Consider the following 13,427-nt stretch of genomic DNA (forward strand, 5'->3'; position numbering starts at 1 on the left):
AAGATCTTTTAAGCTTTAATCAATTAAAGCTGTAATAAAATGGCTGCCAAGTATCCAATCATAGAGATTTACTAAGCAGCTTAGAGTTGCAATATATGGTTAGCATTTCATTATTATTTATAGTTTTAACTATTCTGTTATTGAGTTGCTAGAATTTGTAGTCTTGGATAAACTAATATTAATGCTTTGACCCATACCCAACAAAATCCAAAAGACAGGAGCTACCGAAACGACGCTATCATTAAATAATCCTGCAGCTAAATATCCACATATGGCAAAAAATATGCTTATGCCAATTATGGTGTTGGTATCACTTAATTCCCTTCTCCAGTATATTTTGATACTGGAATAAATATAATAACTGAAAATTGCTAGTAAAGCTAATAAAGAAATGATCCCTGTATTTATTGCGGTTTGAAGATACATATTATGTGCTTTATCCACTACAACATTCAAAAACCCGTATGCCCTTAACCTGCCTATATAATCATGATTGGGGAAATACAAGGCAAATGTGTCTGGTCCTTTGCCTATAATCATAGTATCTTTAAGTAGAGGAATAGATCTAGACCAAATATACCCCCGTGCTGAACCAAGACTTTCTCTACCTTCAAACCCCCAGCTAGGCACTTCCTCCAGGTCAACTGTTTGTCTTCTATGATCTAGCATTGTAAATTTGTTATTATTTATTAAGAATTCCAAGTTTATGTTTTTGTTACTTACTCTCAGTATTTTAGTACCGTTCTCTTTTAGTATATTAAATCTGTAATTTTCAAATATTGGGTTGTTAACTATCATACTTTGTCCTTGGTCTATAACATCTAAATAATTACCTTTATCGTCCCTGAATTCTAATTCTTCTGTATCAGTAATAACTATTTTTATACTTTCATCTTCAGCAATTATATCCACTTCATTATTATTAATAACTATATTCTGAAAGTCCATTCGATTAGCTTCTATTCGAGCGTCTATTGTTAGATTCATTACCTTCCCTTTTAGTATACCACCTGTTAAATAATCCATGGAGGTAAACATGAGAACTCCAACAAGAATAAATGCTCCTATATATCTCCAATTCTTTAGTATTTCTCGTCGTAAAAAAATTATAATCACAATCAAGGCACATACTAAACCTATAATTCCTGCTCTAGAACGTGAGCCTATGAGATTTAGGACTAGTAGACCACTAAAGGCTAAACTTCCAATTTTCCACGTTTTCTTTTCTAAAATGAGAAATAATGATACTGCTATAGGTATCAGCATAGCCATATAACTACCAACGTAATTTGAATGACTCAAGGTTGAGTATATTGTGGCCTGTTCTAGTGATGAAGATGCTTGCCCAACTAAATCGTGAAACCCTCTTGGCAAAATCAGTTTTTGCCCCCAAAGTGTATTAAAAATATCTTTTTCTATAAATTGAAAAACACCTATAATACTTATTATTATTGCTGATATCGTTAAACTAGCTAAAAGTACCTTAATCTGTTTTTCTCCATCAACAAGATTTATTGTAATAAATAAAATAATCATATATCCAATTATGGTTAGCATTCCTTCAAATCGATCAGCAAATCCATAGACCGCAATTGCTTTATAGTCTGAAAATATAGTAGATAATATAACAAATAATGAATAAATAGCAATAGGTATGTATATATTTGATCTCTTTAATTTTTTTTCTTTTGTCAAAAACTTAAAGATTAATGTGATAGTAGAAATCACCGTAGCAATGATAAACCACATCATTTTATAATATGAATTGAACTCTAATCTATATTCTAAAGAAGTCCAAAAAATATATATCTCTGTATCTAGCGGAACGACTTTTAAATATACTATTAAAGGTACTATCATTAGAATAAAGGCTAATGGCAGTATAGATGCTATGTTGTCTTTGCTTTCTATCTTATCTCTTAATGACCTTTTTTGACTGCGTTTTTTAGCTTTAGCCAATGGTCCCTCACCTCCTGAGCAAAATTATTATTAATAATTCTTAGTAAACATCTAAATGCTACTATCTATTAATTCTTTTATTCTTATTAGTATGCAGTTTTTCTAATAACCTCTCCAACAAATTATAGCATATTTATGTTTGAAATTCTATATATCATACGTGCCATCTACCTTTCTCACACTTGCTTTTCATTTCATTAATAGGAGGACGTTACCGCCCTCTGTCTAGGTTACGTTAGTTTTAAAAACACAGTTTACATTCTTTCAAAGATGGGTCGTAAAATAAAATCCTCCCATGGGATAATATATAAAGTCTGTGTTTGATCTACCCTTCCTTCCCAGCCTGCAAATACATAGCCTTCCTTTGGTATGGCTTTAACCTCTATAGGAATACCTGTAAAATACTCCCCTTGCCAATGATTGTTATTTTCTAATCCTTGGGTTTCTTCATCTATCGTTATGGTATTGATTCTGACAGTACCCTCATTCATATCCTCTATACCTATTGTAAAGTTTACAGTTTTCATGATGCCAAACTGTTCCATAATATACTGTCTCATAAATCTAGGTCGCTTTTCTGCAAAGCTTCTCATAACATCTATATTCCCTTGCCACTCCTGTAGGCTGCCAAAATTTTCCCAGCGTTTTATGTTGTACTGCATTTCCTGCTGCAGATCATTTTGCATACTTCCTATCTGATGGATGACATTTTCTGGTCTGAAGTTGGTGTTCATCGTATCAGCAAAGCGATTGATAAACTGATGCTGAAACTCTTCGTTCTCTAGTAGGGAGCGTAATAAGAATGTATATTCAGGTGCATTTCTGTCAGAGCCTTTATCTGTGGTAGCCCACTCTAGTGTATTATGGGTATGCATTCCTTGTTTTTGAAAATCAAAGCCATAGTCTGTGTCAAACAACATCCATCTCCATCTGCCATCGTGACCATAGGGTGCATCCGGTTGATATCCCTCTGTTTTTAGTCGCCAAAACTGTACGTTATTCCCTAGCCAGTCGGTATTGGCGATATAGATGCCTGTGATTTGATAGTCGATGAAACTTTCTATATCAATTAAGGTTTTTACATGATTATAGTTTCTCTCTAGAGTAATGTCCTCTTCCTTGATGAAATTCAGTATGTCTATATAATGCTCTGCATCTAAAGCTTTTTCTTCGCTCTCCAACTCCTCTATATCGATGATGGCTACCTCATTACCATCTAGGTTGTAGTTTGTCTCAAGATAGTGGTTGTCAAAACGCTCTCGGATGTTATGAATTCCCCAATACTCTCCATTGATATAGACAACTGCTGGGCGATAGGCCTGTGTATCTATCCTAAAATCCTTCACTAGCTCTTGGATTAAAGCATCACGAAACATTGTATAGCTCCAATCATTTCCAGAGTTTCTAAGTATTAGACGTTTAAACTGCTGCAAAGTTCCATCTTCTCCAGCTTTTTGTAGTCCTGGAAAGATTTCATGGGTAAAAGTTCCCTCTGTATCGTATTCGTTTCTAGCATAAATCCTAAGGGTCTTTTGTGCCCATGCTCTAGTAAAGCCTCCATGAATCCTTAGACCAGCTGGTTGAGAAAATCCTAGGGTGCCATCTGCTTCATAAAACTCTATATGAATAGGCTTTTCCCATTCTATGCCCCTCAGTTGATAGTTGGCGGGGGCATTTCCCAGCACTCTTGCTTCTGGGTTTTGACTTCTCCATTGGTCAAAGGTCTGGCCTAGGATATAGATCCCTTCTTCGTAATCAAAAAGGTTATTTATATCAGTGGTTATAGAGATTACAGGCAAATCAAATCGATGATGAATGGCCTCATCAATAAAGTAAGTGTGGGTGGCGATAGGGCTTGCAACTGATCCGTCTTTAAAAGCTTTTGCTCGCACTACAGTCGCCTTAATAAAATCTCCCGTTGGAGGGTACCATTTATATCTTTGATAGCCCCAGCCTTCGTATAGTTCATCGGAGGCTGTTTGTATAAATGATATGGGATATTGAGGTCCGGTATCAGCTGCTATGGTTTGGATAGGTTGGTTGGCAACCACCATATCTTTTTGTATCTCTATGGGTCCTTCGTATCTATTAGAATCAAAGGTTGGTTCAGAACCATCTAAAGTATAATAGATGATAGCACCTTCCTCACTGGTTAAATTTAATTTTATATTTTCTTGATAAAATCCCCCAATTTCAGAAAAAGTAGGTGGTTTTAATACCGATTGGTATCCTTCTACTGCATTGTTACTAGTGCCTGGAGTAGGCATATCAAAAAAACTCCATGCCCCTCCTCCATCTGCTGCTCTACCATAGGACATGTTTCTAGGGATTAACACTGCCTCCACACTATCTATCACTGTTCTTCCATTAGATGCTGTTAAAACAATTGGTTCTCCTCCTGAGCTAATGCTGAAATTTGTGTGGATGTCTCCATTTTTTCCTGCTTTATCCTTGCCTGAGGCCCATATTAGAAAATGCTCTCCTGGCTCTATGAACACTCTAGGAAAACTCCATTTTGTCAGGTTGTTTGGATCATCTGAGAGGTAATATCCATTTAGGTTAATTCTCTTATCTCCCATATTATATAACTCAATCCAATCAGAAAAGTCTCCGTCTGTATCTGCAATGGCTTCTCCGTTGGAAGACATGATTTCGTTTATATATAGTACATCCTGTGGATTTGTTGTTGGTAAAAGAACAAGAGTTAGTGATATAGCTACTATTAGTATCCCTACTATGATATAAGCTTTTTTCTTTTCCATGGCTGCCTCCTCTATTGAAAAGAGTTCTTTAAGCAATATGATAAGTTATTTTGTTTATTGTTGCAAGAAGGAATTTAATATGCTTGGATTATAAATAATAAAATAATTAGTACAAAACAAAAGAGCCAATTGAGATTGACTCTAACAAAACTAAAGTATTCATTTCTAGTTTAAATAATCTGGAGCAAGATATGGCTTTGCTATTAATTGTTTTAATTCTTCATGTTGTATTATAATGTTCTTTAGCGCAACCTCAAGTGATTTTAATTGTGTTTCTGTTTCAAGTAAATCATTTTTCGTAATCATACCTAATTCAAATCTTAGCTCTAAAATAGTAAAATTTTCATTAGCTTCTTTAAGCTTAAGTTCTTGAATTCTATACTGTGTTTCTAATTGCTGAATTTGATTATATCGTAGTCTTAGGGATTCTCTTAAATTTTGTTTAGCACTATTTACGTTGTTCTCAGCTTTTGTTTTGTCTATTTGAAGTGCTCTGTAAGGCTCTTGGTTAGCATTGTAGGTATATAAGCTTAATCTATTCTGCGAAAGACTAATCTGTTGTTCTAAATTCCATATATATGGATCACGTGCAATCATTCTGTTTATGTGCAAATCAATATCTAATTCTTCTAAAGGTTCATAATTTATCTCTTTGCTTATTAAGCGTCTTTCTTTCTCATCTAATCCAATTGCCTTGTTTAGTTTAATGTACTGATTATCCAAAGCCTTTTTTAAAATGTCTTGTTGTTTTAATACCTCTTGGTATTGATTATTTAATGTAGTATAATCTAACTTACTTCTCAGTCCATTGTTTACCATTAAGTTCATTGTTTGTATTTTTTTCCCCATTGTATTTATCTGAGTATCCAATAATTCTAACTCATTCTCAGTTTTAATGATTTCATTAAATATACTATTTATTTCGAAACCAATATTTTCATTTATAATCTCCAATTGCCTTTTACTCATACCTAGACTGGTTTCTCTTGCTAAATACATTTGTAGTTCCTGTCTAGCAATTAAATCCTGTATATCATTTCCAGGTCCTTCTGGTCTCGAATATCTTAAATCCTGTGCTGATTGATCTCTTAATTCTTGGCTTCTTTCAACATCCGCAGCAGCATTTCTTGCTGTGTAACTTCTTCTCAAAGCCATTTCCAGAGCTTCTTCATAGGTTAATATGCGTTGTTCAATCTCATTAATATTATTATGCATTTCTTGTGCATAACTAAAATTAATAGATAGTGCAAGTAAGATTATAACAACTATCAAATTCTTAGCTTTGAAGGTGAATTTTTTCATTATATTCATCTCCTAATTATTTAATAATATGTCTAGAACTACTTCAATTCTTTCTTGAGAGTAATCATTTTTCAAAATATTTAAATATAAACTCATATTCTTCGCATTTTCTGGAGTTGATGGTAGAACTACATAGCCTTCTTGTGCTTTATCCTTAATAATATCATTATACCAAACCATATCATACCTATGTGGCCCCACATCTTTTGTAAAGTATTCTTTATTTTCTACTACAACTCTAGTATCTCGTTGTATTAACTGAAGAGGAGCTGAATTTTTATTGTCAATCGTTAGGTATACAACTGTTTGAGTATTATTTCTATCAATAACAGTAGCAGTTATATTCATACCTTTGTAAGCTTTACTTACTGGTAGTCTTTGGTATTCTATTTTTCTGTCCTCTTCTTGTTGCTCTGTATCTTCCTTTTCTTTTTTACTTTCAATTATTGTTACATCTTGTTTATCTTCCGATTTGATATCAATTGTCTTAGTTGCGTCATCCCATATTACTGCCGCCCCCAAATTCTCCGCTATAAACCTAGCCGGTACATAACTTCTCCCTTCATAGACAATCACATTATACCCTTCTGGCAACGCTTTTGCTTCACCATTAAATTGAAACTGAAAGGCATTATTGATCCAAGCAGCAATCCCTTGGGGACTTGCATAGATATTACCTAAAGACATAGTAAGTATACTGCCCAAAACCAAGCCTGCTGCTAAGTACTTCACTTTCCGCAACTCCATTCCTTTCCCTCCCTTTTATCATTTCAATATGAATTATAAATATTTTGTTTCTATTTTACTGTTCTTCTTATTTATGTAAAAAGAGACTCCCGAAGGAGTCTTCTTTTTACTTTATCTATTGTTTAAGATAATTATTTAACTGTTACTGTTTGTGTAGCAGCATCCCACTCAGTAGCAACGCCTAAAGCTACACCTAAATCTCTAACTGGTACGAAAGTTCTGTCGCCTGTGATAACAGCTTCAGATCTCATAGGAATGTTCATACCATTTACTACCATTGTATCACTTCCGATAGTTAATAACACTCTATCGCTTCCTTTTGTTACTAAAACAGTTCTTGATGCCGCATTCCAATCAACCTCTGCTCCTAAGATTCTACCAATAGCACTTACTGGTAGCATAGTTCTGTTTTGAGCGTCAATGTATGGAGCTACTGGTAATGTTTCAGCTACGCCATCTACAAAGAACGTTGTAGAACCAATTGTTAGTAATACTTCTGGGTTCATTGTTTCTCCAGGAGCTGGTGTTGTAACATTTACTACATCAGCTGAAGCTACATATGATTGTCTGAAGAAACCATTTTCTAATTTAGCATTAGCGCTATCATTATCAACTACATTGTTTACTAATGCTGACCCACCTACTTTAGCAGCAAACTTACCTTCTGGTGTAGATCTGTCTACATCAACTTTTCCACCTGTAATTGTGATAACAGCAGGCTCATCTATACTTGAACCAGTTACTTGGAATGATAATACTCTACCATCTACATCAATAGAATCTTTATCAATTGTTAATTCACTATCTTCATCTACTTCTACTGTAGGTTCAGTAGACCATTGCATCCATGTGTCTAATTCAACTTCTACTATATTTTTACCTGAAGCTGACTGAATAGCACCTGGTTTAGATTCTGTAATAGTAATTGTTCCAATCTCTTGGTTCTTAACACCAATTCTTGCATTAGCTGTATTAGCTTCTACTTTAACTGGAGCAATTGCTTTACCTAATACAACTTCTTCTGTATCAATACCAGCACCTGAAATAGTTGCTGTGATATCACCTTCCATATCTGCTTTAACAGATACGTAGAAGTCTACTTCTAATAATGCTCTTTCATTATGATCTGGGTCAAGTCTAAATTCAACAGAGCTATCACCTTTGTCACTGTTCATTATTATTGCTTGTACTATGCTTTCAGTGTTATGTCCATTAGTACCATCAAACTTGTCTGCTGTTCTTACGTCAACACCAATAACTTTAACCCAAGATGGGAATTCGATAGTAGTATATCTGTTAGATAACCAAGCTCCGCCTGAATCTTCTCTAATTCTTAATCTTGCAAGTTGATGATCTTCTTCGTTATTAATATTTGTATCAGTAGGCTCTCCCGCATATCTACCTGCGAAAATTTCTTTTGGATCTTTGTCGTCTTTAATTCTTACTTCCATGCCATAACCAACTTTGTCAAGAGCTTTTACTTCTTCATTAGTCGCATCGCCTCTTACTCTTAACATAACATCACCAGTAGGAGCATCTTTGCTTGCTCTTACATCAATTCCATTTATTCTGATCCATCCACGTGATACTCCTGCAACCATAGATGGCTCTACCCAGAATGTTAATTGTCTGTCTCCGTTAGATAATCTTGCATTAAATTCTCCACTTACAGGATCTGCTGTTCTATTAGCAGCATTTGATGTTATATTGAATGTTTCAGTACCTGAAGCATATCCTCCACCATAAGTTACAGTAAAGTCGCTTCCATCAAATTTAAAGTGGTTTGGAAGTACGAAAATCACCTCTTGAGCTCCTGCAAAACCTGTTCTTACTGTTTCTTCCATTAAGATAGTGTTAATTGTTGCACCTTCAACAATTCTTGCTACGCTATCTATTGTTGTTACTGTGTCTCCACCTGCTACAGTTGCGAATGTGTAAGTTCCAGGACTTACAGCACTTCCATCAGGAATCACTGTTACAGTTACGTTTCCAGATGCTCCATCTAAGTCTGCGTTCAATGGGATAAAAATTCTGTTTCCATTTTGAGCGCCATTAATCGTTACATTAATTCTTCTCTTTGTTATGCTTTCAATTGTAAAACCTGCACCTACACTTGTTCCAACTTCGTAAAGACTATTGTGTGTAGCTCCAGCAGCAAGAGTTCCACTAGTAGCCAATCCACCGGTTTCTGGAGCTAATCTCCACTCCGCGTCTTCAGATAATTCTAAAACAAAGCTTTCTGTAGTAGTATCCCAAGTGTTATCTTTAGGCTCAAGTACAAGAGCAGGGATACTAGCCCCAAAATCTTTCATTGATGTGTCATCTTCTACTGTTAAAACACGTGTTACTGTGTTTGTGCTAGTAGCAAAAGACATCATTGGTATCATAGATAATACCATTACTAATGCTAGCAATAAAGCTAATTTTCTCTTCATGCTTTTTCTTCCTCCTTTTATTTTTTATAATGTTTTTTGATTTCTTGCTTTTGGTTGTTTTTTCTTCAACCCCCAAAGCATTTATTTTAAAGGTTGAAACCTTTAAAAACTAAACATAATATGTAGGTGAATGCAAGTCACTTATCCACCTGTAGGTAAGATTATACCACCCTGAGCTGAATAGGTCAACTTTTGATGGGATTTTGTAACATAATTGTAAAATATGTCTGTCATCTACCACTAAAACCATTATACACATAAAAGTGGTGAATTACCATTACAGAAATGTTACAGTTTTTTTGTTTTGTGTTACAGAGTCAGATTTGGTGGTTCTTTATCCGCTGAGTCACAGGACAGGGGGACAGGTATTAGTCCCTTCAATCCTTTAAGTTATTGTTCTCTCGTCGTTCAGGACACGAGGGACAGGTACTAGTCCCTCCAAAGAGCGTCGGGACAATTACCCGTCCCTGATGTCCCTCTCTTTGCTCTCTGCTTGCTTTCTTTGCTCTCAGCTTTTTGCTACTCTCTATCTTAAACACATTAATGCTTTTTATTTCTTGTCCACTATCATAATATTCTAGGTATCTGTAAAAATTCCTGCAATTTTTGAAAGTTTTTTCTCTTTATTTTGCTTGTTGATCAACAGCTGCTTTTACGAAGTCTCTGAATAGTGGGTGAGGTCTTGTTGGTCTGGATTTGAACTCTGGATGGAACTGGACTGCTACGAACCATGGGTGGTCTTTTAGCTCTACCATTTCTACTAGTCTTTCATCAGGGGATATTCCGCTGATGATGAGGCCTGCTTCTGTCAGTTTCTCTCTATACTCATTGTTGTACTCATAGCGATGACGATGTCTTTCGTAGATGAGGTCTTCTTCATAGGCCTCTCTTGCTTTTGTATCAGCATATACCTTGCATGGATACAGTCCTAGACGCATGGTTCCGCCTTTGTCCTCTACATCTTTTTGCTCTGGCATTAGATCGATGACAGGATGAGTGGTGTCAGGATTTAATTCTGAGCTGTGAGCATCCATCAGTCCTAGTACATTTCTAGCATATTCTATTACCGCCAGCTGCATCCCTAGACAGATACCTAGCAATGGGACATTGTTTTCTCTAGCGTATTTGATGGCATTGATTTTACCTTCCACACCTCTGTCTCCAAAGCCTCCTGGTACTAGGATACCATCAGCACAGCTTAGCAGCTCCTTTACATTGTCTTCCTTCGCATCCTCTGAATGAATCCAGTCGATCTCTACCTTTACATTATTATGAATGCCAGCGTGAGTTAGAGACTCTGATACTGAAAGGTATGCATCTTTTAGCTCTACGTACTTTCCTACTAGGGCGATTTTTACTTTCCCCTTTGGATTTTTATCTCCAGCTACGACTTCCTTCCATTGAACAAGATCAGCTTCTTGGGCTTGAAGGGTTAGTTTTTTTATTACTAGCTCATCCAGCTTTTCTTCTTTTAATAGTAAGGGTACTTCATATAGGCTCTCTGCATCCATGTTTTGTACCACATGGCCAGGCTCCAGGTTGCAGAAGAGACCAATCTTATCTCTCATTTCCTGAGATAATGGCTTTTCTGTCCTGCAAACCACCACATCCGGTTGGATACCAATGCTTCTCAGCTCTTTGACACTGTGCTGTGTGGGCTTGGTTTTTAGTTCTCCTGCCTTTCCTAGGAAGGGTACTAGAGTCACATGGATGTACATGACATTTTCTCTGCCTACTTCGTATTTGATTTGACGGATAGCTTCTAGAAAGGGTAAGCTTTCGATATCACCTACTGTGCCTCCTACCTCTGTAATCACTACGTCAAAGTTACCGTCTCTGCCTACACGATAGACTCTGTCTTTGATTTCATTGGTGATGTGGGGAATGACCTGTACTGTTCCTCCTAGGTAGTCTCCTTTTCTTTCTTTGTTGATGACGGTGGAGTATATCTTACCAGAGGTTACACTGCTGTATTTGCTGAGGTTGATATCGATAAATCTTTCATAATGACCTAGGTCTAGGTCTGTCTCTGCTCCATCCTCTGTGACGAAAACCTCCCCATGCTGATAGGGGCTCATGGTGCCGGGGTCGATGTTTAGGTAGGGGTCAAATTTTTGCAGGGTTACCTTGAGGCCTCTGCTTTTAAGCAGCTGACCTAGGGAGGCGGCGGTGATGCCTTTGCCTAGGGAGGATACTACTCCTCCTGTGATAAAGATGTATTTTGTTGACATTTATCTCATCCTTTCTGTGTACAGTTTGGTTGGTTTCTATTTATAAGTATTGTCAAAAAAAGTGAAGGGTCACCCTTAAAGGGGGGTGACCTCTTGAGGGCACCCTTTGTGGGTGCGGATTTATCTTTTTACATAATAACATATGATAGTTTATCCTACATTTAGTTATTATGTCAATATCTATTTTTCTTCATACATAAATTTTTTAGTAGTTGAGGATTCTCTCTCTATAATCATATCTTATATCCCACTGTAGGTAGTGGACCAGTCTTGTCAGCATGTCTACTGTTTCTGCTTTTGTTAGGTCTCTGCTGGGTTGAAAATAGCCATTGGGGTTGCTGTCTACTAGACCCATCTCTCTTGCTACATAGATAGCATCTCTTGCCCATAGGGGGATGGCGTAGTCGTCTCTGTAGCCCATAGCGTATTGCTGGATAGGCGCTAGGTCTTCAAAGCCTAGTGCTTTGATGATGGCTACTGTTGCTTCCGCTTTAGTGATGCTTTGGTTTGGCATGAAATGGTCCTCTCCTACTCCCTTCATAATCCCCTTTTCAAATACTGCTTCGATGTATTTTTGGTTTGGGTTTTCTGTAGGGACATCTACAAAGAGAGTTGTTGGCTCTTGTAGTTGTACTGTTCTTCTCCTTGCAGGCTGCTCTTCTTCTTTTTCTAGTCCCATGATAACTGCTAAAGCTCTAGCAAACTCTCCCCTGCTCATTGGTAATGAGGGTCCAAAGTTACTATTGTGTGGTGCTAGGGCTTCTAGACTTGCAAGAAATAGGATGTCTTTTTCTGCCCAATGTCCTGAAATATCTCTCATGGCTGGGATGGTAAGTCTTTTGTTTATGGGGTTGGTGTCTAGGCTAAAGCTTCTGCTGCCAGAGTTTCTGCCCCTGAGTAGATCTCCATCCTCTCCTAGTCTTGGTAGGTTGTAGCTGTATTTTACGATATTTTCTTCCTTTTCTGTTAGGAGGTAGCCTCCTCTAAAGCTGATTTGGGTGGGTGTGTTGGCTTCGTAATGGTAGTCTTTGGTTCTATTGTGGACCACACTTACCTCTGCTGTTCCTTCCCAGGAAAGGGTTTCTTCTTCGTTGTCATTGTTGTTAAAGGCTCTTTCATAACGAATGAAATGTGTGACGGTTTGCGTATTGGTAGCGCCCCAGTGGTGATCGTAGCCCACTACTGTTCCCTGGGTATCTACCCTTACTGTTCCTTGATTTCTATTGATGGTATAGGTTTTTCTCCCATCCCAGTTACCGGCAAAATAGGTGACCCCGGGTTTTTCATGGAAAATCTGGGCTTTACTCCATGGGTACTGGGCATCGCTGGTTTCGTATCGTACACCATTCACAGTGATGGTTTCTCGGTAGCGGTTTAATACCAACGCCTGCTGTTTTTGGTCGCTGCCGTTGGATATGGTTTCCTTGTCTAGTGTGACATTTCTTGTGATACTTACGTTTTTCTCTGTGTTTACAAGGTTTCTATAGTTATAGGTGACACGATCTCCTCTATCGCTTACAGATACAGTTCCCTCTACGATAATGGGTTCTCCTGTTAGGAAGATTACCTCTCGATAGGTGGTTTCGTTTTGTATTCCGCCTTCGTAGCCGGGGATCTCTAGGGCGTAGGCTTGTAGGCTGAAGGTTAGGATTAGTAGGAGTGTTAGTACACTACGCCACGGGGACAGTCCCTTAGGCACATTGGGAAGCACGTGCCAAATGGACAGTCCCCATGACTTCGTTTGGGTGGTTTTTTTCATTTTGTTTTCCCCCTTTTTTGGGTGTTCTTTACTGGTAACTTCTTATTGTTCGTTTCACAGCATATATTGTGTATCCTGCATCGTTTAGGACTCGGGGACAGGTACTAGTCCCTCCAAAAGGCGTCAGGACAATTACCCGTCCCCAATTCCCTCTCTTGTTTAGTTTCTCTTCTTCGTTCAGGACACGGGGACGTACACCTGTCCCTTCAAAGAACGGCAGGACATGTATACG

Annotated in this window: 7 protein-coding genes; all 7 read right to left on the minus strand. The window is 37.4% G+C overall.

Annotation, left to right across the window (positions count from 1 at the left end):
• Positions 1 to 129: 129 nt before the first annotated feature.
• The 7 genes from BMX10_RS08385 to BMX10_RS08415 all read right to left on the minus strand — a co-directional run bounded on the left by BMX10_RS08385 (position 130) and on the right by BMX10_RS08415 (position 13,195).
• A complete protein-coding gene (locus BMX10_RS08385) occupies positions 130 to 1,959 on the minus strand; it encodes an O-antigen ligase family protein (RefSeq protein WP_090442316.1) in 1,830 nt (609 codons plus the stop codon).
• A 254-nt stretch (positions 1,960 to 2,213) separates the two neighbouring features.
• The gene (locus BMX10_RS08390; protein WP_090442319.1) at positions 2,214 to 4,721 is read right to left on the minus strand and encodes a CotH kinase family protein; all 2,508 of its coding nucleotides are present in this window, start codon (positions 4,719 to 4,721) and stop codon (positions 2,214 to 2,216) included.
• Between the two features lie 165 nt (positions 4,722 to 4,886).
• The gene (locus tag BMX10_RS08395; RefSeq protein ID WP_170834747.1) at positions 4,887 to 6,023 is read right to left on the minus strand and encodes a TolC family protein; all 1,137 of its coding nucleotides are present in this window, start codon (positions 6,021 to 6,023) and stop codon (positions 4,887 to 4,889) included.
• A 12-nt stretch (positions 6,024 to 6,035) separates the two neighbouring features.
• On the minus strand, positions 6,036 to 6,770 hold the full coding sequence (locus tag BMX10_RS08400; RefSeq protein ID WP_090442325.1) for a copper amine oxidase N-terminal domain-containing protein: 735 nt from the start codon (positions 6,768 to 6,770) through the stop codon (positions 6,036 to 6,038).
• Positions 6,771 to 6,901: 131 nt separating this feature from the next.
• The gene (locus BMX10_RS08405) at positions 6,902 to 9,205 is read right to left on the minus strand and encodes a copper amine oxidase N-terminal domain-containing protein (protein ID WP_090442329.1); all 2,304 of its coding nucleotides are present in this window, start codon (positions 9,203 to 9,205) and stop codon (positions 6,902 to 6,904) included.
• Between the two features lie 623 nt (positions 9,206 to 9,828).
• Complete coding sequence (locus BMX10_RS08410) at positions 9,829 to 11,436, minus strand: CTP synthase (protein ID WP_090442332.1); 1,608 nt, start codon at positions 11,434 to 11,436, stop codon at positions 9,829 to 9,831.
• 205 nt (positions 11,437 to 11,641) lie between these two features.
• The gene (locus BMX10_RS08415; RefSeq protein ID WP_090442335.1) at positions 11,642 to 13,195 is read right to left on the minus strand and encodes an S-layer homology domain-containing protein; all 1,554 of its coding nucleotides are present in this window, start codon (positions 13,193 to 13,195) and stop codon (positions 11,642 to 11,644) included.
• Positions 13,196 to 13,427: the final 232 nt, after the last annotated feature.

The organism is Natronincola peptidivorans (assembly GCF_900111615.1).
GTDB lineage: Bacteria > Bacillota > Clostridia > Peptostreptococcales > Natronincolaceae > Natronincola_A > Natronincola_A peptidivorans.